Source organism: Actinomadura monticuli (assembly GCF_041463655.1).
Taxonomy (GTDB): domain Bacteria; phylum Actinomycetota; class Actinomycetes; order Streptosporangiales; family Streptosporangiaceae; genus Spirillospora; species Spirillospora monticuli.
In genome coordinates this window covers 340,123-366,330 of sequence record NZ_JAXCEI010000005.1, presented here as the reverse complement: position 1 = coordinate 366,330, position 26,208 = coordinate 340,123, and the positions used below count along the sequence as shown (strand labels likewise).

General features: G+C 73.4%; 24 protein-coding genes. 10 read left to right on the top strand and 14 right to left on the bottom strand.

Annotated features, from left to right (window positions below):
* Nucleotides 1-45: 45 nt before the first annotated feature.
* From SM611_RS13500 to SM611_RS13490, 3 genes are all read right to left on the bottom strand, one after another.
* Complete coding sequence (locus tag SM611_RS13500) at nucleotides 46-1,179, bottom strand: SRPBCC family protein (RefSeq protein WP_371949846.1); 1,134 nt, start codon at nucleotides 1,177-1,179, stop codon at nucleotides 46-48.
* Between the two features lie 10 nt (nucleotides 1,180-1,189).
* A complete protein-coding gene (locus tag SM611_RS13495) occupies nucleotides 1,190-2,014 on the bottom strand; it encodes an SRPBCC family protein (protein ID WP_371949845.1) in 825 nt (274 codons plus the stop codon).
* A 240-nt stretch (nucleotides 2,015-2,254) separates the two neighbouring features.
* Nucleotides 2,255-2,695: a pyridoxamine 5'-phosphate oxidase family protein gene (locus SM611_RS13490; protein ID WP_371949844.1), complete on the bottom strand. Its 441-nt coding sequence runs from the start codon at nucleotides 2,693-2,695 to the stop codon at nucleotides 2,255-2,257.
* Between the two features lie 248 nt (nucleotides 2,696-2,943).
* Here SM611_RS13490 and SM611_RS13485 point away from each other — a divergent pair, with 248 nt between their 5' ends.
* The 4 genes from SM611_RS13485 (at nucleotide 2,944) to SM611_RS13470 (ending at nucleotide 8,518) form a co-directional block, all read left to right on the top strand.
* Nucleotides 2,944-3,720 carry a hypothetical protein gene (locus SM611_RS13485; protein ID WP_371949843.1) on the top strand — a complete coding sequence of 259 codons (777 nt, stop codon included), beginning with the start codon at nucleotides 2,944-2,946 and terminating at the stop codon, nucleotides 3,718-3,720.
* 24 nt (nucleotides 3,721-3,744) lie between these two features.
* Nucleotides 3,745-4,767, top strand: a complete 1,023-nt coding sequence (locus SM611_RS13480; RefSeq protein ID WP_371949842.1) for a hypothetical protein — start codon at nucleotides 3,745-3,747, stop codon at nucleotides 4,765-4,767.
* Between the two features lie 155 nt (nucleotides 4,768-4,922).
* Nucleotides 4,923-7,604 carry an ATP-binding protein gene (locus tag SM611_RS13475; RefSeq protein ID WP_371950040.1) on the top strand — a complete coding sequence of 894 codons (2,682 nt, stop codon included), beginning with the start codon at nucleotides 4,923-4,925 and terminating at the stop codon, nucleotides 7,602-7,604.
* A gap of 164 nt (nucleotides 7,605-7,768) precedes the next feature.
* Nucleotides 7,769-8,518: an SDR family NAD(P)-dependent oxidoreductase gene (locus SM611_RS13470; protein ID WP_371949841.1), complete on the top strand. Its 750-nt coding sequence runs from the start codon at nucleotides 7,769-7,771 to the stop codon at nucleotides 8,516-8,518.
* 73 nt (nucleotides 8,519-8,591) lie between these two features.
* Here SM611_RS13470 and SM611_RS13465 read toward each other — a convergent pair whose 3' ends face one another.
* Nucleotides 8,592-9,053 carry a MarR family winged helix-turn-helix transcriptional regulator gene (locus tag SM611_RS13465; RefSeq protein ID WP_371949840.1) on the bottom strand — a complete coding sequence of 154 codons (462 nt, stop codon included), beginning with the start codon at nucleotides 9,051-9,053 and terminating at the stop codon, nucleotides 8,592-8,594.
* Nucleotides 9,054-9,072: 19 nt separating this feature from the next.
* Here SM611_RS13465 and SM611_RS13460 point away from each other — a divergent pair, with 19 nt between their 5' ends.
* Nucleotides 9,073-10,272, top strand: coding sequence for a glycosyltransferase (locus tag SM611_RS13460; protein ID WP_371949839.1), 1,200 nt, complete (start codon nucleotides 9,073-9,075; stop codon nucleotides 10,270-10,272).
* Nucleotides 10,273-10,438: 166 nt separating this feature from the next.
* On the opposite strand, the gene SM611_RS13455 is transcribed toward SM611_RS13460, so the two are convergent.
* Nucleotides 10,439-11,359, bottom strand: a complete 921-nt coding sequence (locus tag SM611_RS13455) for an NADP-dependent oxidoreductase (RefSeq protein WP_371949838.1) — start codon at nucleotides 11,357-11,359, stop codon at nucleotides 10,439-10,441.
* Nucleotides 11,360-11,457: 98 nt separating this feature from the next.
* Here SM611_RS13455 and SM611_RS13450 point away from each other — a divergent pair, with 98 nt between their 5' ends.
* The 3 genes from SM611_RS13450 (at nucleotide 11,458) to SM611_RS13440 (ending at nucleotide 12,631) form a co-directional block, all read left to right on the top strand.
* On the top strand, nucleotides 11,458-11,814 hold the full coding sequence (locus SM611_RS13450; RefSeq protein ID WP_371949837.1) for a VOC family protein: 357 nt from the start codon (nucleotides 11,458-11,460) through the stop codon (nucleotides 11,812-11,814).
* Entirely contained in the window at nucleotides 11,811-12,122 is a 312-nt protein-coding gene (locus tag SM611_RS13445) for an ArsR/SmtB family transcription factor (RefSeq protein ID WP_371949836.1), read from the top strand. Before SM611_RS13450 ends, SM611_RS13445 begins: the two co-directional genes overlap by 4 nt.
* 74 nt (nucleotides 12,123-12,196) lie before the next feature.
* Entirely contained in the window at nucleotides 12,197-12,631 is a 435-nt protein-coding gene (locus SM611_RS13440) for an SRPBCC family protein (RefSeq protein WP_371949835.1), read from the top strand.
* Between the two features lie 21 nt (nucleotides 12,632-12,652).
* On the opposite strand, the gene SM611_RS13435 is transcribed toward SM611_RS13440, so the two are convergent.
* On the bottom strand, nucleotides 12,653-13,111 hold the full coding sequence (locus SM611_RS13435; RefSeq protein WP_371949834.1) for a VOC family protein: 459 nt from the start codon (nucleotides 13,109-13,111) through the stop codon (nucleotides 12,653-12,655).
* Nucleotides 13,112-13,215: 104 nt separating this feature from the next.
* Entirely contained in the window at nucleotides 13,216-15,096 is a 1,881-nt protein-coding gene (locus SM611_RS13430) for an ABC transporter ATP-binding protein (protein WP_371949833.1), read from the bottom strand.
* A gap of 124 nt (nucleotides 15,097-15,220) precedes the next feature.
* Here SM611_RS13430 and SM611_RS13425 point away from each other — a divergent pair, with 124 nt between their 5' ends.
* Nucleotides 15,221-16,384 carry an aminotransferase class V-fold PLP-dependent enzyme gene (locus tag SM611_RS13425; protein WP_371949832.1) on the top strand — a complete coding sequence of 388 codons (1,164 nt, stop codon included), beginning with the start codon at nucleotides 15,221-15,223 and terminating at the stop codon, nucleotides 16,382-16,384.
* Nucleotides 16,385-16,457: 73 nt separating this feature from the next.
* Here SM611_RS13425 and SM611_RS13420 read toward each other — a convergent pair whose 3' ends face one another.
* The 3 genes from SM611_RS13420 to SM611_RS13410 form a co-directional block, all read right to left on the bottom strand.
* Complete coding sequence (locus tag SM611_RS13420; protein ID WP_371949831.1) at nucleotides 16,458-16,877, bottom strand: CBS domain-containing protein; 420 nt, start codon at nucleotides 16,875-16,877, stop codon at nucleotides 16,458-16,460.
* An 83-nt stretch (nucleotides 16,878-16,960) separates the two neighbouring features.
* On the bottom strand, nucleotides 16,961-17,977 hold the full coding sequence (locus SM611_RS13415) for an LCP family glycopolymer transferase (RefSeq protein WP_371949830.1): 1,017 nt from the start codon (nucleotides 17,975-17,977) through the stop codon (nucleotides 16,961-16,963).
* Complete coding sequence (locus SM611_RS13410; protein WP_371949829.1) at nucleotides 17,974-18,555, bottom strand: RNA polymerase sigma factor; 582 nt, start codon at nucleotides 18,553-18,555, stop codon at nucleotides 17,974-17,976. The genes SM611_RS13415 and SM611_RS13410 overlap by 4 nt, the downstream gene beginning before the upstream one ends.
* Before the next feature lie 1,541 nt (nucleotides 18,556-20,096).
* Between SM611_RS13410 and SM611_RS13405 the strand changes: the two genes are divergently transcribed.
* A complete protein-coding gene (locus tag SM611_RS13405; RefSeq protein WP_371949828.1) occupies nucleotides 20,097-21,491 on the top strand; it encodes a D-alanyl-D-alanine carboxypeptidase family protein in 1,395 nt (464 codons plus the stop codon).
* Here the strand turns inward: SM611_RS13405 and SM611_RS13400 are convergent.
* The 4 genes from SM611_RS13400 to SM611_RS13385 are packed head-to-tail and all read right to left on the bottom strand — an operon-like array spanning nucleotide 21,488 to nucleotide 26,103.
* Nucleotides 21,488-22,912, bottom strand: coding sequence for a pyridoxal phosphate-dependent decarboxylase family protein (locus tag SM611_RS13400; RefSeq protein WP_371949827.1), 1,425 nt, complete (start codon nucleotides 22,910-22,912; stop codon nucleotides 21,488-21,490). The two genes, SM611_RS13405 and SM611_RS13400, sit on opposite strands and share 4 nt — an antisense overlap.
* Nucleotides 22,902-24,242 carry an MFS transporter gene (locus SM611_RS13395; RefSeq protein WP_371949826.1) on the bottom strand — a complete coding sequence of 447 codons (1,341 nt, stop codon included), beginning with the start codon at nucleotides 24,240-24,242 and terminating at the stop codon, nucleotides 22,902-22,904. The genes SM611_RS13400 and SM611_RS13395 overlap by 11 nt, the downstream gene beginning before the upstream one ends.
* Complete coding sequence (locus tag SM611_RS13390) at nucleotides 24,239-24,850, bottom strand: TetR/AcrR family transcriptional regulator (RefSeq protein WP_371949825.1); 612 nt, start codon at nucleotides 24,848-24,850, stop codon at nucleotides 24,239-24,241. The genes SM611_RS13395 and SM611_RS13390 overlap by 4 nt, the downstream gene beginning before the upstream one ends.
* 32 nt (nucleotides 24,851-24,882) lie before the next feature.
* Nucleotides 24,883-26,103: a PucR family transcriptional regulator gene (locus SM611_RS13385; protein WP_371949824.1), complete on the bottom strand. Its 1,221-nt coding sequence runs from the start codon at nucleotides 26,101-26,103 to the stop codon at nucleotides 24,883-24,885.
* Between the last annotated feature and the right edge of the window lie 105 nt (nucleotides 26,104-26,208).

The following is a 26,208-nucleotide window of genomic DNA, read 5'->3' as shown; positions in this document are numbered from 1 at the left end:
CCGCGGCGCCGCGCCGGGTCGCCCCGGACCGCGGCGCCGCCGGGGTCAGACCTCCTCGTACTCCTCTTCCTTCTTGGACGAGGCGGCCTTGGTGCCGGTGCTCTTGGCGTTCTTGGACGTGCCGGACGACGACTTGGAGCTCTCCGCCGACGACTTGGAGCTCTCCGGCTTGGCGGACTTCTCCTCGTCCTCCATGGCCTCCTCGTGCGTCCGGACGACCTCGCTGTCGCGGATCTCGCCGCGCCAGCCCTCGATCTCGTCCGCGCGGGTGAGCGACTGCGTCATCACGTACCGGCGGAAGTGCTTGAGCTCCAGGCGCGCCCGGCGGCCCTGCGCGCGCCACAGGTTCCCGGTGCGCTCCATGAAGCCCTGCGGGTGGTATTCGAGGACGACCAGGACGCGGGTCAGGTTCGGGGACAGCTCATGGAAGCTGACCGTCCCGTCCACGTGGCCCTTCGGGCCCTTCGACCGCCACACGACGTGCTCGTCGGGGACCTGCTCGACGATCGTGGACTCCCACGTCCGCGCCGACCAGAAGATCTTCGCCTTCCAGTTCAGCTTGGTCTCGTCGGCCTGGTCGACGCTGATGACCTTCTTCATGAAGGACGGGTAGTCCTGGAACTGCGTCCACTGGTCGTAGACGAGGCGGCGCGGCGCACCCACGTCGATGTGCTCGACGATGTTGGTGACCTTCACCTTCTTGCCGCCGCCGCCCTTGCCGCCCTTCTTGCCGTCGTCCTTGTTCTTGTCGCCGCCGGGGAGGGCGCCGGTGACGGTCTCCTTGAGCGACCCGAGCACGCCCTGGCCGTTGCGCTTCTCCTCGGCCCGCTCGCCCTTCTCGTCCTTCGTGTCCTTCGTGTCCTTCTCGCTCTTCGCGTTCTTCACGGGCGTCTCCGCCTTCTCCTCGGTGCCGGACGGGTTCCGCTCGTCCTTCTCGCCGTTCTCGTCCTTCTCGCCGTTCTCGCCGCCGCGCCCGGTGAGCGCCTTGCCGGCGGCGAGGGCCGCGCCGGCGCCGAGCAGGACGCCGCCCGCGGTGCCGACGGCCCGGCCGCCCGGCACGCCCTTCGGGAGGTTCTTGGCGAGCTTGCCCAGGTCGGGGACGCGACTGCGGCGCCCGCCCGGGAGGTGCTTCGTTATCTGTCCGATGGGCGTCCGGCCCATCAGGCTTCCGCGTGCCATGGTGCCTACCTCACTTGGGGTTTGTGACGATCTCGCCGTCGCGGATCTCGCCTCGCCAGCCCTCGACCTCGTCGGGGCGGATCAGCGCCTGTGTCATCACGTGACGGCGGAAGTGCTTGAGTTCGAGCCGGGCCCGGCGGCCCTGGGCGCGCCAGAGGTTGCCGGTCCGCTCGAAGAGACCGGCGGGGTGGTACTCCAGGACGAGCAGGACGCGGGTCAGGTCCGGGGACAGCTCGTGGAAGCTGACGGCCCCGTCCACGTGGCCCTTCGGGCCCTTCGAGCGCCACACGATGTGCTCGTCGGGGACCTGCTCCTTGATCGTCGACTCCCACGTCCGGCTGGACCAGAAGATCTTCGCCTTCCAGCTCAGCTTCTCCTCGGACGTCTGGTCGACGCTGACGACCTTCTTCATGAAGGACGGGTAGTCCTGGAACCGCGTCCACTGGTCGTAGACGAGGCGGCGCGGCGCACCCACGTCGATCTGCTCGACGATGTTGGTCGTTCTCCCCCTTCGTCCGCGCCCGAAGATGCGGGCCAAGGTCTCCTTCAGGGCCGTCCAGCCGAAGCTCAGCAGCGCGCGGAACGGGGACTTGCCGTCCCGCAGCGCCGTGATCCCCGCCACCGCGGCCTTGCCGAGCGGCCCCGCCTCCTCCGCCTTCGCGACCAGGTCCCGGGTCGCGCGCTCCAGCCGCCGTTCGATCCGGCGCAGGACCCGGCGCCGGAGGCGCCGGGCGGACAGGGCGGCCCGCCGGGCCGACATCACGGCCACGACCCCGCCGGCGCCCGCGGCCGTGCCGAGAGCTGCGCCGGCTGCGGTGCCGGTCCGAAATCTCATGTCCTGTCCACCTCGTCCGCTCGGGTACGGCGCCGGGTTACCCGGTCAAGAGAGGGCAAAACAGGACGCAGGCCAGCGAACGGGAGTCGGACGCCGCAGGGCGGGCGGCATGTGCGAACGTCCACGCTCCGTTGACCTGCGGCGTGTTGTTGTTATGGCAAGGCGGATAACAACAACACGCCGCAGGTGAACGGGGGGCTGGCGTTCGTGGAATGGGCGGGGGACGTCCCGGCGGGGGCGTCAGCCGGGCTGCTTGGTGTAGTCGCGGGTGTACCAGCGCTCCGGGCGCACCCTTGTCAGGACCATCGTCTCGGCGACGTCCTTCGTCGACTCCAGATACCTGGCGCCGTTCTCGACGCCGAGGTAGCGCTCGGCCAGCGCGCGGCGGTCCTCGAAGGACGGTTCCTCGAACCCGACGACCGGCCCCTCCACCGAGACGTACTGGTAGTAGGGCGGCGCGGCCCGCTGCACCACCAGGCTCACCCGTCCCGCCGCCCGGATCAGGGCCATCTTGCGGCTGTCCCGGCCGGTGATGAAGGTGATCTCGCCGCCCGGCTCGTAGGCGTACCAGACGGGCAGCGCGAGCGGCGCCCGGCCCGCTTCGTCCGCGACGCTCACTATGCCCACGTACGTTCCGGCGAGGAACGCCTCCCGCTCGGCCACGCTCATCGTCAAGGACATGACGGCTCCTCTCCGCTGACCCCAGCATGCCCGAGCCCGCCCCGCCTGAAGATCCGGCGGAACTGCCCGCTCGGCGGCGCGGCGGGGTTCGTTACCGGCGAGTCAGGGTGCACTTACCGATGGGGGCTATGTGCAGTTGTACCTACATGATTGGCGTGCGGGCGGGTGTACTCGTCCAGGTGCCGGCGCCGCGCCGTCGCGGGCCGTCCGGCCCGGTGGGTGAGGACGAGTGGGAGGCGGCGGATCCCATGGAGACCGAAATCATCGTGGGAATGATCGGGGCCGCCGCGACCGTCTCCGGCGCCGTCATCCAGAGGAGCTGGCACTGGCGCGGCGGACGGGTTCCGCACGGGGGCGAGGCGACGGAGTTCGGGCGTTTCCGGGAGGACGCGTCCTTCAGCGTCGACGAGGTCGTCAAGGTGCTCGACCTGCGCCGGTCGCCCGGGGATCCGGGGGTGACGGTCCTCACCGACACCTATCTCGTGCGCCGGACCGCCGAGAAGGGCAACGGGCTCGTCTCCTTCTACGGGACGAGCGGCACCCTGGAGGCGCGGTGCGTCTCCCACCCGGGCGCGGGGCACGAGTTCGGCCCGATCGAGTCGCGGCACATGCCGGTCAACTGCGCGATGGGCGTCGACCTGCGCGGGCTCGCGATGGACGCCGTGGTGCGCGTCATCAACGAGGTGACCTTCACGGGGGCCTACGACCGGGTGCCCGTCGAGAACTTCGAGACCCACATCGACCGTCCGACCCGGGCGCTCGTGTTCGTCGTCCTGCTGCCCGAGCGGCACCCGGCCGTCGACATCACCGGGTTCATGCAGACCGGGCGGAGGACGGAGAAGAAGGCCGACCGAGAGAACGGCCCGATCCTGGTAGGCGGCGGTACGGTCGCGCATTGGCGGATCACCCCGGAGAAGGGCCGCTGGCTTCCCGCCGAGGCCCGGTACCGCGTTGAGTGGCATTGGCGGCCCGCCCCCGGCGGAGGTCACGAGCTGCACAGGGCCGCCGCCGAGGACGGGACGTGACCCCCCGCGAACACGAGGAGAGAGATGGCCGGCCCAATCGGACTGGACGCGAATCCCTGCGAAGTCGGCCACTGGAAACCCGCCAGGACCTTTCCCGACCTCTATCCCGGCGACTGCCCCGACCACGACTACGTGCTGCTGAACGACCGGGTCCACGCGCTGCGCCATGAGGGCGGCGCCACGTTCTCCATTCCCGGATACGGCACGGAACTGGACGCGCTCCTGGTGGCGCGCGGGCTCCCCCGTCTGGAGGAGCGCGTGGCGGTGCTCGCCTACGGGGCGAACCGGAACCCCGCCACGCTGCGCATCAAGCATGACAACTACGGCTACCGCTCGCCGAACGGCGCCGACCTGTGCGTTCCGGTCCTTCGCGCCACGCTCGCGGACGCCGATGTGGCGGGCTGCGGCATCCATGGCCAGGGGTATCTCTACGGCGAGCTGCTCCTGCGCACCGAGTACTGCCGCGGGACGACGCTCGAGGCGCGCGTCTGCATGGTCGACCCCGACCAGCTCCGCGTCCTGAACGACAGCGAGGGGATCCGGCAGGGCGACTACAGGCTCGCCCGGATCCCCGGCGTCCGGCTGGCCGCCCTGGACGAGCCCATCACGGCGGTCGGCTACGTCGCCGGCGCCCGCACCTGGGTCTCGCCCGTCCTCGGCGCGCCCCTCGGGTTCGCGTCCGTGGCCGCCTCGGGGCGCCGCTACCCGTCGATGACCGCGACCGAGGGCCTGGACCACGTCCTCGGGACGCTCGGGCTGCGCGCCGACGTCGCCCGCATCACCGGGCTGGACGACGACGACCGGCTCGCCGCGAACCTCGCGAAGTATCTGAACGGCCAATGGTGGTACTCCCTCAACACGGGTCGGCGGGCCATTCCCGGATACGAGCGGGTCCTCGCCCTCTTCCGCACGCGGATGAGCGAGAGCCTGCTGCCCGTCCGCACCCTGGACCATCTCGCCGAACTCGGCGGCGTCCTCGACGCGGAGGCCGCCTACACGCCCGGCCGCTCGCTGAGCTGGGCGACCGCCCCGCCGGGTCCGGCGTAGCGTCGGCGGCGGACCCGCCCTCCGGTGGTGGCCTGGTCAGTGCGGGCCTCGCGGACGAGGCGGAAGGGGTCTCCGCCTCCCGGCGGAACGCCTGGGGCGGGAGTGGCCAACGCATTCCGGGGCCGGGGTGCGGCTTGTACTGTTTCCGCGTGCTCATGGGGCGGGATCGGGAGAGGGGCCGGCTCGCCGGGCTGCTCGGAGACGCGCGGGCCGGCCGGAGCCGGACGGTGGTGATCCAGGGCGAGGCCGGGATCGGCAAGACCGCGCTGCTCGGCCAGATCGCGGCGGACGCCGGAGACATGCGGGTCGTCCGCGGCACCGGAGTCGAGGCCGAGACCGAGCTGGCGTTCAGCGGGCTGCACCAGATGCTGCATCCGTACGGCGACCGGCTCGACGCGCTGCCGGGACAGCAGGCCGCGGCGCTGCGGTCGGCGCTCGGGCTCGGCTCGGGTCCGGCCGGCGACCGCTTCCTGATCGGCGCGGCCACCCTCACGCTGCTGTCCGAGCTGGCCGCCGACCGTCCGCTGCTGTGCCTGGTCGACGACGCGCAGTGGCTCGACAACGCCTCGCTGGACGCGCTGCTCTTCGCCGCCCGCCGGCTCGCCGCCGACCCGATCGCGATGGTCTTCACGGCGCGGGACGGCGTCCGCCCGTTCCCCGACCGCGGCCTGGACGTGGTGCGGCTCGCCGGCCTGGACCGCGCCGCCGCCGGAGACCTCGTCGCGGCGCGCGCGCCGGGGCTGACCATCCCGGTGCGGGAACGGCTGCTGGACGAGGCCGCCGGCAACCCGCTCGCGCTCATCGAGCTCGCGGACGCCCTCGGGTCCCGGCCCGTCCGCAACGCCGGGCCGCTGCCGGTCGGCGGCCGGGTCCAGGAGACGTTCCGCCGCCGGCTGGCCGACCTGCCGGACGCCACCCGCCGGCTGCTCCTGGTCGTCGCCGCCGACGGGACCGCCGACCTCGGCGTCGTCCTGCGCGCCGGGGCCGCGCTCGGCCTCGCGCCCGCCGACCTCGAACCCGCCGAGGAGTCCGGGCTCGTCGTCCTGGACGGGGAGGAGGTGCGGTTCCGCCATCCGCTCATCCGCGCCGTCACCTACCAGGACGCCGCCCACCACCGGCGGATCGCCGTGCACGGAGCGCTGGCCGGGGTCCTCGGCGGCGACGAGCACGCCGACCGCCGCGCCTGGCATCTGGCGGCGGCCGCGACCGGCCCGGACGAGGACGTCGCCGCCGAACTGGAGCGGGCCGCGCGCCGGGCCGGGCGGCGCGGCGGGTCGGCCGCGGTCGCCGCCGCCTACGAGCGCGCGGCGCGGCTCAGCACCGAACCGGAGGGCAAGGCGCGCCGGCTCGTGCACGCGGCGCGGGCCGCCTACGACGCGGGCCGTCCCGACCAGGCCACCCGCCTCGCCGCCGAGGCCGAGCACCTGTCCGCGCGGGACGGGGTCGTCGCCGAGGCCACGTTCATCCGCGCGCAGGTCGCCTACGAGCGCACGTCGCCCGCCGCCGACGCGACGCTCGCGCTGCGGGGCGCGGCGCTGATCGCCGGGAGCGATCCGGAGCAGGCGGTGTCCATGCTGACCGAGGCCGTCTGGTCCGCCCGCGACGCGGGCGCGCACGACCTGGTGCGGCAGGGCGTCGAGCTGCTCGGGCGGTTGCGGCTCCCCGCGGACTCGGCGAAGGCGCGGGTGGCGGCGGGCCTGATCGCCTACGGGCGGCTGCCGGACGGCGCGGCCGAGGCCGTCCCGCCGATGCGGGCGCTGTTCGAGGCCGCGCGGACGGGCGAGGTCGGGGACGCCGTCGACCGCGTCATCGCCGGTTTCGTGGGGCTCCTCGTGGCGGACGACCGGGCCGCGACCGACCTGCTGGAGGGGATGGCCGCCGACGCCAGGGCCGAGGGGGCGCTCGGCTGGCTGCCGTACATCCTGGAGGCGCTCGCGATCGGCCGGGTGCTGCTCGGCGATCTGCGCGGGGCCGACGCCGCGACCGCGGAGGGCCTGTCGCTGGCCGCTGACATCGGCATGGACACGCAGGTCACCGCCCTGAAGGGCGTCGCGGTCCGGCTGGAGTCCGACGCGGAGCGCAGCCGCGCCATGGCGCCGGACGTCCTCGCGCACGCCGGCGTCCACCCGACCAACGCCGCGCTGGCGTCCTGGGGGCTCGGCCTGCACGACCTCGCCGGCGGGCAGGCCGCCGCCGCCCTGGAGCGGCTGGACGGGGTGTGCTCCGGTCCCGCCCGGCACGACGTGCTGATCCGCGCCGTCCCGGACCACGCCGAGGCCGCCGTGCGGGCCGGGCGCCCGGACCTGGCGCGCACCTACCTGCCGGCGTTCGAGGCTTGGGCGGCGGCGACGTCCTGCGGGGCTCTCCCGGCCCGCTGCCGCGCCCTCCTGGCCGGCGGCGACGCGGCGGAGGAGCACTACCGCGACGCGCTGGAGCTGCACGGCGACCGCGCCTACGACGCGGCGCGGACCCGGCTGCTCTACGGCGAATGGCTGCGCCGGCGGCGGCGCCGCACCGAGGCGCGCACCGAGTTGACCGCCGCCCGGGACGCGTTCGCCCGGCTCGGCGCCGCCGGCTGGGCCGAGCGCGCCCGCGCCGAGCTGGAGGTCCTCGGCGACCGTCCGGCGGCCAGCGCCGGGGACGCCGACCCGCTGAAGCGCCTCACCCCGCAGGAGCTGCAGGTGGTGCGGCTCGCCGCCGCGGGTCTCAGCAACCGCGAGATCGGCGCGCACCTGTACCTGAGCCCGCGCACGGTCGGGCACCACCTCTACAAGGCGTATCCCAAGATCGGCGTGACCCGCCGCATGGAACTGGCCCGCCTCGTATCGGACACATGACTTAACCGCGCCTCCGTCGCCTCCCGGTCGTGCTCGCGCGAAATCCCGTCCGGACGCCCGTTCCGTCTTCTGGCCAGGGCCGTTCAGGACCGGTCCGGCGACCGATGCGGGCCGTCCGGCCGCGCGCCTAGCGTCGAGGCAATCTCGAACGGACGGAGAACGACATGCTTCTGGAGAACAAGACCGCGGTCATCTACGGCGGTGGCGGATCGATCGGCGGCGCCATGGCGCGCGGCTTCGCCGCCGAGGGCGCCCGCGTGTTCCTCGCCGGGCGCACCCCGGCCAAGCTCGACGCCGTCGCCGCGGGCATCCGGGACGCCGGCGGCCTCGCCGAGACGGCCCTCGTGGACGCCCTGGACGCCGACGCCGTCAACGGCTGGGTCGACTCGGTCGTGGAGACCGCCGGCAGCGTCGACGTCTCGGTCAACCTCATCTCCCACGACGCCCTCTTCGGCCCCCTGATCGAGGTGTCGGCCGACGACTTCGCCCGGTCCATGGAGAAGATCGCCCGCACGCTCCTGCTGACGACGCAGGCCGCCGCCCGCCACATGGTCAAGCAGGGCTCGGGCGTGATCCTGTACTTCGGCGGCTCCGACAGCGGGAACCGGATGCCGGGGCTCGGCAACGTGCAGATCGGCTGCGACATGGTCGAGGCGATGCGCCGGCAGTGGGCGTGCGAGCTGGGCCCGCACTCGGTCCGCGTCCTGTCGATGAAGACCGGGGGCATCCCCGAGTCCATGGGGGACGCGCCGGAGATGGACGCGGTCAAGCAGCAGATGGCGGACGCCACCCTCACCAAGCGCGCCGCGACCCTGACCGACGTCGGCCGCATCGCCGCTTTCCTGGCGTCCGACCACGCCGCCAGCATGACCTCGACCCAGGTCAACATCTCCGCCGGCGCCCACGTCGACTGACACACCCGCCCCTCCCGTTGACCTGCGGCGTGTCGTTGTTTTCCGCCTTGCCATAACAACGACACGCCGCAGGTCAACGTTGGTCGGGGGCGGGTTCGGCGTCCAGGGAGCGGACCAGGCGGACGGCCATGGCGCGGAAGGCGTTCAGCTCGGCGTCGGAGAGGGCCTTGAACCAGTCGGCGACGGCCGCGTGGTCGGCGGGGTTGCGGGCGCGCCAGTAGTCGGCGTTGACGGTGGTGGTGCTCAGGACGCGGCGCCGGCGGTCGTCCGGGTCGGGGCGCGTGGCGAGCATCCCCTTGCGTTCGAGGGACGAGACGAGTTGCGCGACGTTCTGGTGCGTCGTGCTCAGGTACGCGGCGGCCTCGCTGAGCGAGGGGCTGCCGAGGTGCTCGACCGCCGTCAGCAGCGCGGCCTGCTGGGTGGTCAGGCCGTCCGGGCGGAGCCTGCCGTCCATCCGGTTGCGCAGCCGGAGCGCGAGTCCCAGCACGGCCTGGAACGCCTGGACGGCGTCTCGGGTCTTCTCTTCCTCCATCATACGCAATATATTACCTAATATGATCGCACTCCTGCCACACGCCGCGTACCTGTCCGAGACCTCCCGCATGCTGGAGATCCACCGCGCGCTGGCCGCCCGCGGCGCCCCCGTCCGGCTCGCCACCCACGGCGGCACGTACGAGCACCTCATCGACGTCCCCTACGACGTGATCCCGCCGCACATGGACGCCGAGCGATGCGCCCGCTTCGTCCGGGAGGGCGTCGGGATCGGCCCCTACGACCAGTCGGTCTACAGCGACGAGGAGATACGCGCGCACGCCCTGGCGGAGGCCGAGTACTTCCGGACGCACGGGGTGCGCGTCGCCGTCACCGGGTTCACGCTCACGGCGCTGCTCTCGACGCGGCTGGCGGGGGTCGCGCTGGTCACCGAGCACCAGGGGATATTCGTCCCGCCCATCACCGGCGAGTACACCGCCGACCTGCCGGTGCACTGCGACGGCTTCAACCGGGTCGCCGCGTCGCTCGGCGTCGAGGGCGTGCCGAGCCTCGCGGCGCTGCTCATGGGCGACCTGGCACTGGTGCCCGAGATCCCCGAGGTGGCCGGCGTCCCCGCGTCCGTCCTGGAGGCGTGGACGCCCGGCGCCGACCCGCGGTACCGGCCGGGCACGCGGCTGCGCTACACCGGCCCGCTCTTCGCCCACCTCGACCTGCCCGTCCCGCCGGAGGTGGACGCCTTCCTGGACGCGCCGGGCCCGGTCGCCTACGTGGCGCTGACCAGCACGGACGCCGACCTGGTCCGCGCGGTCACCGCGGCGCTGCCGGCCGTGGACGGTCTGCGCGTCCTGGTCGCGGCGACGGTGCACGACCTCGGCGACCTGGACTCCGACCGCGTCCTCGTCGGCGGGATCCTGCCCAGCCACGAGATCATGCCACGCGCCGCCCTGGCGGTGACCGCCGGCGGGCAGGGCAGCGTCCAGACCGCGCTCGCGTCCGGCACGCCGCTCATCGCCCTCCCGCTCCAGCCCGAGCAGGCGCTCAACATCGCCGTCGCCGAGAGGCTGGACGCCGCCCGCACCCTCGCGCCCGACGCCGTGCCCGGCCTCCCGGCGCTGGCGAAGGAGATGCTGTCCACCGACGTCCACCGGCGGGCGGCGTCCCGCATCCGCGACCTGTACCGCTCCGCCGACGGCCCCGGCCGCGCGGCCGAGGCCGTCATCGAACTCCACGAGACCACGCGGGCCGCCACGGCGCCGGCCTAGCCGGTTGATGCGCCGCGACCGCTGTGCGAACTGCGCGGGCCGCGAGCCGTAGGGAGAAGAGCGGAAACGGCGCACCTCATGGACGGACCGGTCCGCGTCCTAGAACACGTGGGCCGCGTCCGCGCCGGCTATGCGCGTGCCATTCCGGAGGAGCAACCGCGTTCCCTCAGGGGGTGATGACGAGTTTGCCCCGGGTGTGGCCGCTGCGGCTGGCGTCAAAGGCGGCGCCGGTCTCCTCCAGCGCGAAGGTCCCGGACACCTCGCTCTTGAGCGCGCCGCGGTCGGCGAGGCGGGCCAGGTCGGCGAGCTTCGCGCCGTCCGGGCGCACCCAGATCCAGTGGCCGCCGTGCTCGTCCGCGGCCGGGTCCGCTGTGGACACGTGCCGCCCACCGGAGGCCAGGACGGCGAGGGTCGTGTCCAGCTGGCCGCCCACGCAGTCGGCGACGGCGGTCACCCCGCCCGGCGCCAGCTCCCGGACGCGCTCCTGCAGCCCGTCCCCGTAGGCGACCGGCTCGGCGCCGAGTCCCCGCAGGTAGTCGTGGTTCCGCTCGGACGCCGTGCCGATGACGCGGGCGCCGCGGTCGCGTCCGATCTGCACCGCGAAGCCCCCCACCCCGCCGGCCGCCGCGTGCACGAGCAGGACGTCGCCCTGGCCGATCTCCAGCCGGTCGAGGGCCCGCTGCGCGGTCATCCCGGCCAGCGGCAGCCCGCCCGCCTCGTTCCAGCCGAACGACCGCGGCTTGTGCGCCACGTCGTCCGCCGAGACCGCGACGTACTGCGCGAACGTCCCGGCGCCGACGACGTCCTTGCGGGCGTAGGACATGACCTCGTCGCCCACGGCGAACTCGGGCGTGTCGGGGCCGAGCGCCCGGACGACCCCGGCGACGTCCCAGCCGGGGATGACGGGGAACACCGCGTCCATCATCCCGTCGAGGCCGCCCGCCATGACCTTCCAGTCCACGGGGTTGACGCCGGCGGCGCGCACCTCGATGAGCACCTGGCCGGGGCCGACCTTCGGGTCCGGGACGTCCCCGACCTTCAGCCGCGAGTCGTCGGACGCGTACGAGTCATAGGTGACGGCGCGCATGCCTCCACCCTGCCTCCGCGCCCGCCGCCTAAACCAGCGAAGCGTAGGGATACTCCTACGTTTGACAGGTAGGAAATCACCTACATATCATCGGCCTCATGAACATCACGCATGTGCGACTGCTGACCGTCCCCGTCTCCGACCTGGACGCGGCCAAGACCTTCTACGCGGACGCCCTCGGCTTCGAGGTCGTCATGGACCGCGCCGCCGGGCCGATCCGCTGGCTGCAACTCGCCCCGGAGGGCGCGGAGACGAACATCGTCCTCGCCGACCACGTCCCGGCGCCGCCGGGAAGCCTGCACGGGCTGATGCTGGAGACGTCGGACCTCGACGCCGACTGCGAGAGACTCCGCGGAGCCGGCGTCGGCGTCGACGGCCCGCACGACCTTCCGTGGGGCCGCCAGGCCACCCTCGCCGACCCCGACGGCAACGGCATCGTGCTGGCCGCCCGGTGAGCACGGACGTCTTCGCCGCGCTGGCCAGCCCCGTCCGCCGCGAGCTCACCGCGCTCCTGCTGGACGGCCCGCGCCCGGTCAACGACCTCGCCGCGCACTTCACGATGAGCCGTCCGAGCGTGTCGGAGCACCTGAAGGTGCTGCGGGACGCGGGGCTCGTCACCGAGCAGCGCCACGGCCGGCAGCGCATCTACCGGCTGGAGCCCGCCCCGCTCCGCGAACTGTCGGAGTGGCTGACCCCGTACGAGCGGTTCTGGCGGGAGAGGCTGGCGGCCCTCCGCGAACTCCTCGACGAGGACGACCTGTGAAGTCCGCCCGGCACGGCGGATCTTGTCACCGAGAAGCGGCGGGCTCCGGACCGGGCCCGCGGGAAGGCCGGGAAATGAGCGATGAGCACGCGTCGATCAACGTGGACGAGTTCCTGCCGCATCCGCCCGCGAAGGTGTGGCGGGCGCTGACCGAGCCCGAGCTGATGGCCCGCTGGCTGATGCCGAACGACTTCGAACCCGTCGTCGGGCACCGGTTCACGTTCGCCGCCAAGCCGATCCCGAACGTCGGCTTCGACGGGACGATCGCGTGCCAGGTCACCGACGTCGACAAGGAGCGCCTCCTGCGCATCACCTGGAACGGCGGCGGCCTCGACACGACGGTGACCTGGCGGCTCGTCCCCGAGGGCCGCGGCACCCGGCTGTTCATCGAGCACGCCGGCTTCGACCTGGACGACCCCGTCGACGCCCACGCGTTCCGCGGCATGGGCAGCGGCTGGCGCACCGACGTCCTACGCCGCCTCCGCGACGTCCTGGCCGGACTCGCCTGACGCCGTCCGGGAGTCAGTGCCTCAGGCGGACCGCCCGGCGGGCGGGTCGGCGTAGACGCCCTCCAGCATACCGGTGGCCTGCCCGATCTCGATGAGATGGCCGTCGGGGTCGCGCATGTAGCAGCGCAGCTCGGCCTTGCGATCGATCGGCTCGGTCAGGAACTCGGCGCCCGACGCGGTGGCCTCCGCGTAGAACGCGGCGATGTCGGCCACGCGAACGTTCATGAACGCCGAGACCGGACCGCCGGGCTCTGGGGGCGCCAGCGTGACGTCGGGCTTGTCCGGGGTGGGCCCGCCTCCGGGGTTCATGATGATCCAGGTGTTGGCCACCTTCACGATGGCGGGATTCTCCTCCAGGACCACCTCGCCGCCGAAGACACCCGCGTAGAACTCACGCGAGCGCACCACGTCCCGCACGGTGAGGAAATGCGTGATCACCAGCCCGGTCTCCGGCGCCGGCAGCCGCCCCCGCTCCACCATCCACGCCCCCGTTCGACGACACCGCGGTCCCCGCGAACCTGCCCGCCCCCACCCCGCCCAACCCACCCACCCCGTCGTCTTGCCGGGGTGGGTGCTCGGGGAGGTCAGACGACCGGTTGCAGGGGCGCGTCGTTGGCGAACTGGGTGTTGTAGAGGTCGGCGTAGCGGCCGCCCGCGGCCAGGAGGGTTTCGTGGGTCCCCCGCTCGATGATGCGGCCCTCCTCGATGACCAGGATCAGGTCGGCGGCGCGGACGGTGCTCAGGCGGTGGGCGATGATGACGGCGGTGCGGCCGTCGAGGGCTTCGGCGAGGGCCTCCTGGACGGCGGCCTCGGAGGTGGAGTCGAGGTGGGCGGTGGCCTCGTCCAGGATGACGACGCGCTGGCGGGCGAGGAGGAGACGGGCGATGGTGAGGCGCTGGCGTTCGCCGCCGGAGAGGCGGTAGCCGCGTTCGCCGACGATGGTGTCGAGGCCGTCCGGCAGGCTCTCGATGAGGGTGTCGAGGCGGGCGCGGCGCAGGACGTCCCACAGGTCGTCCTCGGTGGCCTCGGGACGGGCGAGGAGGAGGTTCTCGCGGATCGACTCGTGGAACAGGTGGCCGTCCTGCGTGACCATGCCGAGCGTGTCGCGGATGCTCTCGAAGGACAGGTCGCGGACGTCGACGCCGCCCAGGCGGACGGCGCCGGAGTCGACGTCGTAGAGGCGCGGGAGGAGTTGGGCGATCGTCGACTTGCCGGCGCCCGAGCTGCCGACCAGCGCGACCATCTGGCCGGGTTCGGCGCGGAAGGAGACGTCGTGCAGGACGTCGACGCCGCCCCGGGTGTCGAGGGTGGCGACCTCCTCCAGGGAGGCCAGGGAGACCTTGTCGGCGGACGGGTAGGCGAACCGGACGTTGTCGAACTCGACCGAGACCGGCCCGGACGGGACGCGGCGCGAATCGGGCTTCTCGGCGACCAGGGGGTCCAGGTCGAGGATCTCGAAGACGCGCTCGAAGCTGACCAGGGCGCTCATCACCTCGACGCGTGAGCTGGCGAGGGCGGTCAGCGGCGCGTAGAGGCGGGTGAGCAGGAGGGCCAGGGCGACGACGGCGCCGGCGTCGAGGTGGCCGCGCAGGGAGAGGAAGCCGCCGAGGCCGTAGACGAGGGCCAGGGCCAGCGCGGACACCATGGTGAGCGCGGTGATGAAGACGTGCTGCACCATCGCGGTGCGGACGCCGATGTCGCGGACGCGGCGGGCCCGCGCGGCGAACTCGGCCGACTCGCGGGCGGGGCGCCCGAAGAGCTTCACGAGGGTCGCGCCCGGGGCGGAGAAGCGCTCGGTCATCTGCGTGCTCATCGCGGCGTCGTGCGCGGCGGCCTCGCGTTCGAGGCGGGCGAGGCGGGAGCCCATGCGGCGGGCCGGGAGGACGAAGACGGGCAGCAGGACCAGGGCGAGCAGCGTGATCTGCCAGGAGATGCGGACCATCACCGCGAAGGTGAGCAGCACCGTGACCATGTTGCTGACCACGCCGGAGAGGGTGTCGCTGAAGGCGCGCTGGGCGCCGATCACGTCGTTGTTGAGGCGGCTGACCAGCGCGCCGGTGCGGGTCCGGGTGAAGAACGCGACGGGCATGCGCTGGACGTGGTCGAACACGGACGTGCGCAGGTCGAGGATCAGCCCCTCGCCGATGCGCGCCGAAAGCCACCGGTTGGCCAGCCCGAGACCGCCCTCGGCGACCGCGAGGACGGCGATGAGCACGGCCAGCCACACGACGGTGGACGTCGAGGAGTGGTCGACGATCGCGTTGACGACCCATCCGGCGAGCACGGGCGTCGCGACCGCGATGACCGCCATCACCACGCTGAGCAGCAGGAAGGCGGCCAGTCTCCGTCTGTGGGGGCGGGCGAACCGGCCTATGCGGCGCAGCGTGCCCTTGGAGAACGGCCTGCTGTCCCGCGCGTTCATGGCGTGGTGCAGCGACATCCACGCCGTGACTTCCATGTCCATGAGATCCCCTGGTGATCGTTAGGCTGGAACAGCAAGCATGAGACCTCAAGAAAGGTTGAGGTCAAGTCGTCATCGCGACCAGCATGGCCCGCGGGTACGACATTCCTCGGAGGGATGCGCGACTGTGGATATCGAGAGGCTCCGGAGGGACACTCCCGGCTGCGCGAAGGTGGCCCATCTGAACAACGCCGGCGCGGCGCTGCCCCCGATTCCGGTCATCGAGGCCGTCAGCGAGCATTTCGCACTGGAGTCGACGATCGGCGGGTACGAGGCGGCCGAGCAGAACGACGCGGCGATCCGGCACTTCTACGACGCCGTGGCACGGCTCGTCGGCGCCCGCGCGGACGAGATCGCCTATGTGGAGAACGCCACCCGGGCATGGGACATGGCGTTCTACTCGATCCCGTTCGCCGACGGCGACCGCATCCTGACGACGACCAGCGAGTACTCCAGCAACGCGATCGCCTACCAGCAGATGGCGGCGGCCAAGGGCGCGCGGGTGGACGTCGTCCCGGACGAGGCCGGCGGCACGCTCTCGCTGGACGCGCTGGAGGCCGAACTCGCCAAGGGCGATGTCCGCCTCGTGTCGCTCAACCACGTCCCCACGCAGAACGGGCTCGTGAACCCGGCCGCGGAGGTCGGACGGCTGTGCCGCGAGCACGGCGTCCTCTTCCTTCTGGACGCGTGCCAGTCGGTGGGCCAGCTCGCCATCGACGTGAACGAGATCGGCTGCGACATGCTCTCGGCGACCGGGCGCAAGTACCTGCGCGGCCCGCGCGGGACGGGTTTCCTCTACGTCCGCCGCGAGATCCTGCGGACCCTCGTCCCGCCGTTCCTCGATCTGCAGGCCGCCACCTGGAAGGCACCGGACGGATTCGAGCTGCGCGACGACGCCCAGCGCTTCGAGACATGGGAGCGGTACGTGGCCGGCCAGATCGGGCTGGGCGTCGCCGCCGCCTATGCGGCCGACCTAGGGATGGCGGACATCGAGACCCGCGTGACCGGGCTCGCGGCCAGGCTGCGTGAGGAACTGGCCGCCCGGCCCGGCGTCGCCGTCCTCGACAAGGGGGCGCGGCCGTCCGGGATCGTCACGTTCAGCGTGGACGGCCACGACCCCGCCGCCGTCAAGGACGCCGCCAGGAAGCACGGCGTCAACATCAACGTCACGAACCCGCTCTCACACGGATATGACCCGGACGCCCGTCCGGCGGCCGTGCGGGCGTCCGTGCACTACTACAACACCGAAGAGGAGCTTGAGCGGCTGCTGGCCGCCCTGCCGAAGGAGTGAGCGCGCCCGGGGCCGGAGGATGGGCACCGGTGGCGGCCTCCGGACGCGCCCACTGGTCATGAACCGCGAGGGCTCACGTGTTGCCGCGTGCGGCGCTGATGTCCGCGAGCGCCGACGAGGAGTCCTTCTCCATGGCGAGGTCGCCGATGGACACGATCCCCACCGGACGCCCGTCCTCCATGACCGGGAGCCGCCGCACCGCCCGCTCCCGCATGATCTGCGCGGCCTTGTCCACGGAGTCGTCGGGGCCGACGGTCGCGGTCACGCGGCTGGCGATGCCGCCGATCTTCGCCTGGGCCGGGTCGCCGCCGGCGGCGAGCCCGCGGACGACCAGGTCGCGGTCGGTGACGACGCCCTTGAGGTCGTCGCCGTCCGCCACCAGCACGGCGCCGATGTCCTCGTCGCGCATCGCCCGCGCCACCGTCACGAGGTCGAGTTCCGGTGACACCGAGGTCGGCGAACCGGTCATGATTTCGCGGATCTTCGTGGCCATGGACTGCACACTCCTTGAGCCTCGTGGGAACGCTTCTGCCGGCCCGGGATGATTTCGGCCCTACCCGACACGAACGCACTCACTCACGACGTCCTGAATGCGGCGAACATCCGGTCCGCCCCCTCCGGCTCCCACTCCAGCCGGTTCGGATCCCGCCGCGCGGGACGCACCGGAACCGTGTCGAACTCGATCGAACCGCCCTGGCCGAAGGCGCGGGCGAGCGCCTGCGCCTCGCCCGCGCCCAGCCCCGGAGTGCTCTTGACCGACCTGGTCGCGACGGCCAGGAACCTCGCGAACCGGACGGGGTCCCTGCGCATCCGCTCCCGGGCCTCGCGCGCCAGCGCCGCCAGGAACTGCTGCTGCCGCTTGATGCGGGAGAGGTCGGAGCCGTCCCCGAGCCCGTACCGGGCCCGGACGTAGGCCAGCGCCTGCCTCCCGTCCAGCCGCTGCTCCCCCGCGGGCAGCCGCAGCCCGGCCTTCGGGTCGCGGACGGGCCGGGGCAGCGTCATCCGGACGCCGCCGAGAGCGTCCACCATCCCCCGGAACCCGGCGAAGTCGATCACCACGACCCGGTCGATCCGGACTTGCGTCAGCGACTCCACCGTCTTCGCCGCGCAAACGGCGCCGCCGGCGGTGAACGCCGAGTTGATCAGTCCTGTGCGCCCCGGGAGGGCCGTCCCGTCCGCGGTCTCGCACGGCGGGATCCGCACGAGCGAGTCGCGCGGGACGCTCACCGCGCGGACGCGCCGCCGGTCCGCCGGCACGTGCACAATGATCATGGTGTCCGAGCGCGCCGCGCGGCCGTCGCCCCGCTCGTCCGAGCCGAGGACCAGCACGTTCAGCGCCCTGCCCACCACGGGAGCGGTCGTCCGCGTCCCCACGGGGTCCGCGTCCCGCCCGTGGAACATCGTCGCCGGGACGAGGATCGCCGCCGCCGTCACCGCCGCGACCAGGCCGAGCAGCGTCCACCGTCCCGGGCCGCGGCGGCGGTGCCGGGCCGCGTCCAGCAGCCGGTTCCGCTGCCGGACGAGCGAGGCCGGCGGCTCGTGCTCCAAGTCCGGGCCGAGGTCACGGATCAGGTCCAGGTCGTCCACGCTCACGCCTCCTCACGCGTCGGGTCGGTGTCGCCCAGCGCCGCGCGCACCTTGCGCCGGGCGCGGTTCAGCCGGGAGCGGACGGTCCCGACCGGAATGCCGAGCGCCCGCGCCACCTCCTCGTAGGTCAGATCGCCCCACGCCACCAGGAGCAGGACGTCCCGGTCCCTTCCCGGCAGCCCGGACAGCGCCTCCGCCAGCAGGGGCCGCGACGCCGACGCGGTCACCCCGGCCGCGACCCGCTCCGCGAGGCCCTCCACCGGACCGTCCACGGGGCTCCGCCGCAGCGCCCGGTAGCGGGCGCCCTCCGCCCGGTGATGCCGCGCGACCAGCTTCGTCGCGATGCCGAACAGCCACGGCCGCGCGTCCCGCTGCGCCAGGTCGTAGCGGTGCCGCTTGCTGAACGCGACGAGGAACGTCTCGCCCACGACGTCCTCCGCGGGCTCCGGCCCGAGCCTGCGCGAGACGTAGCGGTACAGCATCGCGGAATAGCGGTCGAACAGCGCGGCGAACGCCTCAGGATCGGTGAGCGAACCTTCGACGAGAGCGGCGTCGCTGTCCTGCGCCGTCGGAGGTACGGTCATCGCGGGCACCATGGCATGCGCACCGGGCCTTCCCGTGCGGGGACGTTGTCAGCGGTGTATCTCCGCACCGCCCCGCCCGGGTTCACGGACACGGCCGCCGCGGACGCGGATCGGCGCGAACCTTCCCGATAAACTGCGCATCCTTCACTATGCACGGGGTTGTCGGGGGGACCGCTCCGCGCCTGCCTGTCGAGGTCGAGCCGAGGAGGGCCGGGGACGTGGACGACGACGCCGAGCGGGAACCGGACACGTCCGAGGACGAGCAGGACGCCTCCCGCGCGGCGACCGCCGAGTTCCGCGTCCCGGCCAAGGTCGACCTCACCCGTCCGGACATGGCGGTCCGCCGCCCCGCCGAGGACGAGCCGTCCCCGCCGAAGGCCGTCTGGTACGTCCAGTTCTCGCCGCCGGCCGAGGAGACCTCGGACGACGCCCCCGCGCAGGACGAAGAGCCCTCGGACACGGCCGAGCCGGAACGCCGGACCCAGCCCACGCCTGCCCCCGCTCCCCCGCAGGACGACCCCGCCGACGACCCCGCCGACGACCCGACGAACACGCGCACGGACCTGCCTCGCCCCACCCAAGACGAACCGGAGCAGGACGAGCCCGCAAGCTCGGAGACAGAATCCGCACGGCGCGCACCAGGGCGCACCCCGCCCAAGGACGCGCCGCGTCAGCAAGAAGAGGAAGAAACCAAGCCCTCCGACACCCGGCCGGCGCCCCCGCGCCACGCGTCACAAGGCACCCCGCCCCCAGACGCTCCGACGCAAGAGATCAGGGCCGGAGGCCCGGCTCCCGAGCCGGCGCAGCCGGAACCGGCGCGCGCACAACGCCGGAGACCGCAGGCTCCTCCGCCGCAGGAAAACCGGAACGAAACCACGCCGTCCGGTACCCAGCCAACACCCCCGCGCCACGCATCACGACCCACCCCACCCTCGGACGCTCCGACGCAAGAGAACCGGGCCGAGAACACAGGGCCGGGTGCCCAGCCAGCGCAGCCAAGTGCCGCACGGCACGCGCCTAGACGCACACCACCTGCGAACGCTCGGCCGCAGGAAGAGCGGGACGAGAACACGCCCCCTGGCGGCCAACCGGCGCCTCCACGGCACGCGCGAAGGCACATTCCGCCTGCGGACGCTTCGTCGCAGGAGAGTCGGGGTGGGGGTGGTGCGCCGCCGGAACGTCCTGCGCAGGGGCGGCATGGCGCGCCGTCTCAAGGCGCGCCGCGGCAGGGAGGCCCGAGCGACGGGCGGGACGGGGCGGCACGGCAGCGTCAGGAAGGCTTTTCGGACGCGTCCCCGCAGGGGCCACGGCCGCGCGCCGGGGCTCCGGTGCAGGGTCGGCCCGAGGGGCAGGGCGTACCGCGGCGGGGTGAGGCTTGGCGCGAGGGGCCGCCGCAGGGCGAGGCCCGTGGGCGTCCGCGCGCGGCCTCTCCTGAGGGGGCGGCTCCAGGGGCGCCGCCGGTGCGGCGGCGGCCTGGTGACGGCCCGCACGAGGCGGCGCCGGCCGGGCTCGCCGGCCCGTCAGAGCCGCGGGCGGCGGGCATGCCGGTTCGAGAGCGGCCCGGGGACGTGCCGGGGGCGCCGCAGGACGCCGCGGTCACGCGGGTCGAGCGGTTGCCGGTCGTGCAGGGGTCCGGTGAGTATCCGTCGGCGCGGTCGTCGGGGCAGTGGAGTGTGCCCTGGGACGGGACGGCGCCGCCCCAGCCGCACCCGCAGCCGCAGGAGGCGCCCGAGGAGCCTGCGGACAAGTCCAAGCGGCGCGGGCTCGTCGTGCTCGTGGCGGCGTTGGTGCTGGTCGTGGGCGTCGTGGCGGGACAGCTCATCAGGCCCGTGCCGGACCCGACGATCCGGCTGGCCGTCGCGTCCAGTCACGCGTTCCCCGGCCAGGCGCCCGCGTTGCCGTGGCCCGCGGCGGGGCAGGCGGCCGTCTACGTGGAGGGCCTCGGGACGATGGGCTCGTCCGGCGGGGCGGCGCCGACGCCCACGGCGAGTGTCGCGAAGGTGATGACGGCGTTCGTGTACCTGCGCGAGCATCCGCTGAGGCCGGGCGAGCCGGGGCCGGTGCTGACGGTGTCTCCGGAGGCGGCGGCGCAGATCCCGATGCGCAGGAAGCGGGAGGAGTCGCTGCTCGGGGTGACCGCGAACCAGCGGCTGACGCAGCGCAAGGCGCTGGAGGCGCTGCTGATCATCTCGGCGAACGACGTGGCGCACGAGCTGGCGCGCTGGGACTCCGGCGACGAGCGGGCGTTCGTCGCGAAGATGAACGCGGCGGCGGCGGAGCTGGGGATGACCAGCACGCGCTACACCGACCCGAGCGGCTACGACTCCGGCACCGTGAGCACGGCGCAGGACCAGGTCAAGCTGCTGACGGCGGCGATGGACATACCGGCGTTCGCGGAGATCGCGAACAACCGGGCGTACGTGCCGGACAACGGCGGCGCGGCGCGGGAGGGCGGCAACTTCCTGCTGGGGCAGTACGGCGTCGTCGGCGGCAAGACCGGGTACACGGACGCGGCCGGCGGCAATTTCGTGTTCGCGGCGCGCAAGAGCGTCAGCGGCGTGCGGACGCTGATCATCGGCGCGGTGATGGGGCAGCGGTCGCCGAGCGCGGCGGGCGCGGTGACCGCGGCGGCGCGGCTCGTCACCGCGGCCGAGGGGGCGCTGACCGCGGTGACCCTGGCGCCGAAGGGCGCGACGGTCGCGCGGGTCGACGACGGGCTCGGCGGGACGACGCCGCTGCGCGCCGCGGCGCCGGTGACCGTGGTCGGCTGGTCCGGGCTGACGGTGGCGGTCGGCGTCACCGGTGATCCGCCGCATCGGGGCGGCGCCGGGGAGCGGGTCGGGGCCCTGCGGGCGGGGGCGGCCGCGGTCCCGCTGCGGCTCGGCCGGACGCTGGACGAGCCGCCCTACCTGAGGCGCCTGATCAGGCTGGCCTAGGCGTACAGGGCCGACAGGAAGCGGATCAGCAGTGCCTCGCGGGTCGCGGGCGGCAGCGCGTCGAGGATGGCGTTGACGACGGCCATCTCGGGTTCGCCGCCGCCCGCCAGGTCGACGCCGACGGAGGCGAGGAGCCCGGCGAAGCCGGCGTCGTCGAGGCTGTCGAGGTCGAGGCCGGCGAGCGCGTCGACCAGGTCGGACGGGACGTCGGGCGGGCCGGCGGCGCGCGCGGCACGGGCGGCCCCGGCCAGCGCGTCGAGGAGCGCGTCGACGTCGCTGACACCGGTCAGCGTGAAGTGCAGGTTCGGCGGGATGCCCTGGTAGGAGAGCTGCGGCTGGAAGAACCAGCCGCGCCGCCGGGCCTCGTCGGCGATGACGAACACGTCGAGGGCGGGGTCGGACGACGCGACCGCGACGAGCGGTGCGGCCGGGTCGCCGAGGACGCGCAGCCCGGGGATGGAGGCAACGCCGGCGATGAGGCGTTCCGCCGATTTCATGGCGGTCTCGGCGAGGTCGCGGTAGCCCTGCGCGCCGACCGCGTTGAGGGTCGCCCAGGCGGCGCCGAGGGGCCCGGCGCTCTTGCTGCTCTGGACGGTCGCGTTGATGACGGTGTATCCGGGCCATTCCGCGGACGCGAAGTAGGCGTGCCTGCGGTGCGACTCGTCCGCGAACAGGACGACGGAGGCGCCCTTCGGCGAGTACCCGTACTTGTGCAGGTCACAGGAGATGGACGTCACGCCGGGGACCGACAGGTCGAACGGCGGCACGTCGCGTCCGGCGTCCCGCAGCCAGGGCAGGACCCAGCCGCCGACGCAGGCGTCCACATGGCAGGGGACGCCCGCGGACGCCGCGATCGAGGCGATCTCCGGGACCGGGTCCATGACCCCCTGCGGATAGGACGGGGCAGAGGCGACGACGAGGGCGGTGCGGGAGGTCATCGCGGCGGCGGTCGCGGCCGGGTCGGCGCGGTAGGCGTCGTCCACGGGCACGTGCACGACCTCCATGCCCAGGTAGTGCGCGGCCTTGTGGAAGGCAGGGTGAGCGGTGGCCGGCAGGACGATCTGGGGCCGCCCCTCGACCGGGTGGGCGTCCCGGGCGGCCTTCACCGCCAGCATGACCGACTCGGTTCCGCCGCTGGTGAAGATGCCGGAGCCGCCGCCCAGCTTGTCCGCGACGAACCCGACGGTCTGCCGTTCCAGCGCGACGATGCTGGGGAACGCGGTCGGGTCGAGGCAGTTGACCTCCAGCATCTCGTGGAAGGCGGTGGCGGCGAGATCGTGCACGGCCTCGCGTCCGGTGTCGTAGACGTAGGCGGTGACCTGGCCGCCGCGCACGGGCAGGTCGGCGTCCCGCAGCCGGGCGAGTTCGGCGAGCAGGTCGGCGGCGGGGCGGCCCGCTTCGGGGAGGTGCTCAGACGGCATGTTCGTGTGCTTCCTCGGTGCGACGGTGGAGGGCGGCGAGCCGGCGGTAGGCCAGCAGCAGGGGGACGCTGAGCAGCAGGAGCAGCGCCGGAACGAAGGTGAAGCCGGCGGACATCCCGGTCAGCGCCGAGCCGGGCTGGACGACCGGGGTGTCGAAGTCGGACGAGTTGAACGACGACACGGCGAGGATCAGCGCGAAGACCCCGGGGCCGAGGGCCAGCGCGCCCGTTTCGGCGGCCGTCCACAGCCCGGTGAACGCGCCGGACTGGGCGTGCCCGGTCCGTCCGGTGTCGGCGTGGACGGTCTCCGGAAGCAGCGACAGCGGCAGCAGCTGGACGGCGGCGTAGCAGACGCCGATGAGGCCGCTGAACGCCAGCACGCCCGCCGCGGACGTGATCGCGGGGTACAGCGCGAGGGCCGCCGCGGCGAACAGCACCAGCGCCACCGCATAGCAGTTCACCAGCCCGTACTTGCGGGAAAGGGCCCGCCAGAGCGGCACCGCGAACGCGCTCGGCGCGACCATGCAGACGAACATCGCGGAGGTGAGCCCGTAGTCGTCCAGCCGGTAGGTCGCGACGTACGGCGCGCCCGCCAGCATGATCGCGACGGCGAGGGTGGACGAGACGTAGGCGCCGAGCAGCATGAAGAACGGCCTGTTCCCGCGCGCGGTGCGCAGCGCGGCGGCGAGGCCCAGCGGGCGCGGCCCGGGACGCGACGGGATCCACCGGTTCGCCAGCGTGCTCGCCACCATCGCGGCGCCCATGGCGAGCCCGATCACGCCGCCCATCAGGGCGTACCCGCCGCGTCCGCCGCCGGCGGCGGCGGTGAGGGCGGGGGCGGCGCCGCCCGCGACCAGGATGCCGAGGGTCAGGAACACCACGCGCCACGCCATCGCGCGGCCCCGTTCGGACGGGTCGGCGGAGATCTCGGCGGGCAGCGCCACGTACGGCACCTGGAAGCAGGCGAACGCGCTCGCCGCGAGCAGGAACGCGACCCCGGCCCAGATCGCGGCGATCGCCGGCGAGCCGGCCGGGACGGCGAACATCGCGGCGAACAGGAACGGCAGCGTGACGGCGCCGGCCAGCAGCAGCCGGGTGCGGCGGCCGGTCCGGACGGCCTCGCGGTCGCTGGCGGCGCCGACGATCGGGTTGAGCAGCACGTCCCACGCCTTGGGCACGACGAGGACCGCTCCGGCGACCGCCGCCGAGACGCCGAGGACGTCGGTGAGGTAGTACAGCAGCAGGAGGCCGGGGACGGCGGAGAAGACGCCCGTGCCGACCGAGCCGATGCCGTAGCCGAGGAGCCGCCGCCGGGGCAGCGCCGGCGTCATCCCCGTGCCTGCTCGGTGACCCCGATCGCCAGCGCGACGGTACGGCGCATGTGGCGGCGGAACCGGCCCACGGACTCCTGGTCGCTCCGCCCCTTGCGGTGCCCGTCGGCGTCCAGGACGCCGCCGCAGCAGAACCCGTGCGTGGACCAGACGACCGTCCAGATGACGTACTCGATGTCGATGCCTTCGTCGGGGACGGCCTTGCGGGCGGCCTCGTTGACCATCTCCATCAGCGGCCTGACGTACTGCTCCTCGAGGTGGACGACGTCCGTGGCGTCCGACAGCCAGCGGTGCATCCACAGCGCCGGGATCTCCGGGTGCGACACGCAGAAGTCGACGTAGGCGTCGACGAGGTCGAGGAGCCCTTCCGGGTCGGGGCTGAGGACGGCGATCGCCTTCTCCAGCGCCGAGCGCTCCACCTCGTGGGCACGTTCCATCACGGCGAGGTACAGGTCGCGCTTCCCGCCGACGTGGTAGGCGACGGTGGCGACGTTGAGCCCGGCCGCCTCGGCGATCATCCGGGTGGACGTCCCGTCGTAGCCGAGGGCGGCGAACAGCCGTGTGGCGGCCTCCAGGATGCGCTCCCGGCCGGAGTCGCTGCTGGTCATACCCTCAAGCTACGTGCCGGTAGCGTGCTCGGTCAATCGATTGATTGGGCACTCGGCGGATCGGTGAGCCAGACGGTCAGCGCCATCTCCATCTCCAGCCGCCGCTCCGGGTCGTACAGCCGCTCGCCGAACAGATCCTCCAGCTGGTGCAGCCGGTACCGGACGGTCTGCGGGTGGACGTGCAGGCAGCTCGCGACCTCGGTGGCGTTGAAGCCGTTCTGCAGGCAGGACAGCAGCGTCCGCATCAGCCGTTCCCGGTGCCGGGGCCGGACGGTCAGCAGCGGCGCGAGCCGCAGGTCGGCGACCGTCCGCACCAGTTCCTCGTCCTTGAACACGACGAGCGCCGGCATGTGGTCGGCGCAGCGGATCAGCCGGTCGGACGGCAGGATGCCGCGGCGCGCGAGCGGCAGCGCCTCGCGGGCCCAGCGCAGCGACTTGGCCGCGTCCGCGGTGCGGACGGTCGGGCCGAGCGCCGCGATCCAGCCGCGCAGCACCGATTCCAGCATCGCGCCGCGGCCGGGCCCTTCGGGGTCGGGGACGAGCAGGCAGGGTTCGCGGCGGTCGACGTCGGCGAGCACGTCCGGCGGCAGCGACGGGTGCTGGAACGGCTGCGGGCCCCGCTCGTCCAGGACGACCGCGGCGACCGTGCGCGGGACGCGCCACTGCGCGAGCCGGGCCAGGTCGGCGACGGCCTGCGTGGCGGCGGGCGGCTCGGCGAGCAGCATGTCCAGCAGCCGGCGGCGGCGGTGCTCCAGCTCGCCCTCCTCCTGCGCGCGGGCCTTGGTGTAGCCGTCGGTCGCGGCGCGGGCGATCTCGTCCAGGAACGCGAAGATCGCCTCGGCGATGCCGGCGAGGGTGCGGCGGGAGATGTCGTACCGCTCGGACTCGGACGCGAGCCGCCGCCACGCGACCCGGGCGCCGAGCCGCAGCGACGTCTGCAGGACGTCCAGGCTGCGCCCCTCGCGGGCCTCGGCGAAGCCGATCTCCCGGTAGACGGCGGCGACCGGCTCCCACGGGCTCTCCGGATCCATGATCAGGTCGACGAACTGGCGGAGCGCGCCCTCGACGGCGAGCCGGACGAGACGGGCGTACTCCTCGTCCTGCGGGCGCGAGTACTCGGGGATGCCGGCGAGGATCTCCTCGATCATCTCCTCGGCGAGGGCGTCCAGGTGCGGGCGGAACATGCCGGAGAGCTCGCTCGGCACGCCGGCCCAGGGCTTCAGCGGCGAGCGCTCCTCAAGGCTCGTGGTCACCTTCAGCACCTCCAACGTGGAAGCTACCGACGCCGTGCCGGGGGGACTGCGCCACTGGCGACGCATTACGGACCGGCGCTTATAAGCGAACTGACAACTCAGCCC

Coding starts and splice junctions, on each gene's coding strand:
- SM611_RS13420 (WP_371949831.1), bottom strand. CDS start 16,877: ATGGCCACGAAGATCCGCGAAATCATGACCGGTTCGCCGACCTCGGTG.
- SM611_RS13395 (WP_371949826.1), bottom strand. CDS start 24,242: ATGACGCCGGCGCTGCCCCGGCGGCGGCTCCTCGGCTACGGCATCGGC.
- SM611_RS13480 (WP_371949842.1), top strand. CDS start 3,745: ATGGCCGGCCCAATCGGACTGGACGCGAATCCCTGCGAAGTCGGCCAC.
- SM611_RS13490 (WP_371949844.1), bottom strand. CDS start 2,695: ATGTCCTTGACGATGAGCGTGGCCGAGCGGGAGGCGTTCCTCGCCGGA.
- SM611_RS13470 (WP_371949841.1), top strand. CDS start 7,769: ATGCTTCTGGAGAACAAGACCGCGGTCATCTACGGCGGTGGCGGATCG.
- SM611_RS13435 (WP_371949834.1), bottom strand. CDS start 13,111: ATGGTGGAGCGGGGGCGGCTGCCGGCGCCGGAGACCGGGCTGGTGATC.
- SM611_RS13485 (WP_371949843.1), top strand. CDS start 2,944: ATGGAGACCGAAATCATCGTGGGAATGATCGGGGCCGCCGCGACCGTC.
- SM611_RS13460 (WP_371949839.1), top strand. CDS start 9,073: ATGATCGCACTCCTGCCACACGCCGCGTACCTGTCCGAGACCTCCCGC.
- SM611_RS13475 (WP_371950040.1), top strand. CDS start 4,923: ATGGGGCGGGATCGGGAGAGGGGCCGGCTCGCCGGGCTGCTCGGAGAC.
- SM611_RS13495 (WP_371949845.1), bottom strand. CDS start 2,014: ATGAGATTTCGGACCGGCACCGCAGCCGGCGCAGCTCTCGGCACGGCC.
- SM611_RS13400 (WP_371949827.1), bottom strand. CDS start 22,912: ATGCCGTCTGAGCACCTCCCCGAAGCGGGCCGCCCCGCCGCCGACCTG.
- SM611_RS13440 (WP_371949835.1), top strand. CDS start 12,197: ATGAGCGATGAGCACGCGTCGATCAACGTGGACGAGTTCCTGCCGCAT.
- SM611_RS13500 (WP_371949846.1), bottom strand. CDS start 1,179: ATGGCACGCGGAAGCCTGATGGGCCGGACGCCCATCGGACAGATAACG.
- SM611_RS13390 (WP_371949825.1), bottom strand. CDS start 24,850: ATGACCAGCAGCGACTCCGGCCGGGAGCGCATCCTGGAGGCCGCCACA.
- SM611_RS13465 (WP_371949840.1), bottom strand. CDS start 9,053: ATGATGGAGGAAGAGAAGACCCGAGACGCCGTCCAGGCGTTCCAGGCC.
- SM611_RS13405 (WP_371949828.1), top strand. CDS start 20,097: ATGCCGGTTCGAGAGCGGCCCGGGGACGTGCCGGGGGCGCCGCAGGAC.
- SM611_RS13450 (WP_371949837.1), top strand. CDS start 11,458: ATGAACATCACGCATGTGCGACTGCTGACCGTCCCCGTCTCCGACCTG.
- SM611_RS13410 (WP_371949829.1), bottom strand. CDS start 18,555: ATGACCGTACCTCCGACGGCGCAGGACAGCGACGCCGCTCTCGTCGAA.
- SM611_RS13430 (WP_371949833.1), bottom strand. CDS start 15,096: ATGGACATGGAAGTCACGGCGTGGATGTCGCTGCACCACGCCATGAAC.
- SM611_RS13455 (WP_371949838.1), bottom strand. CDS start 11,359: ATGCGCGCCGTCACCTATGACTCGTACGCGTCCGACGACTCGCGGCTG.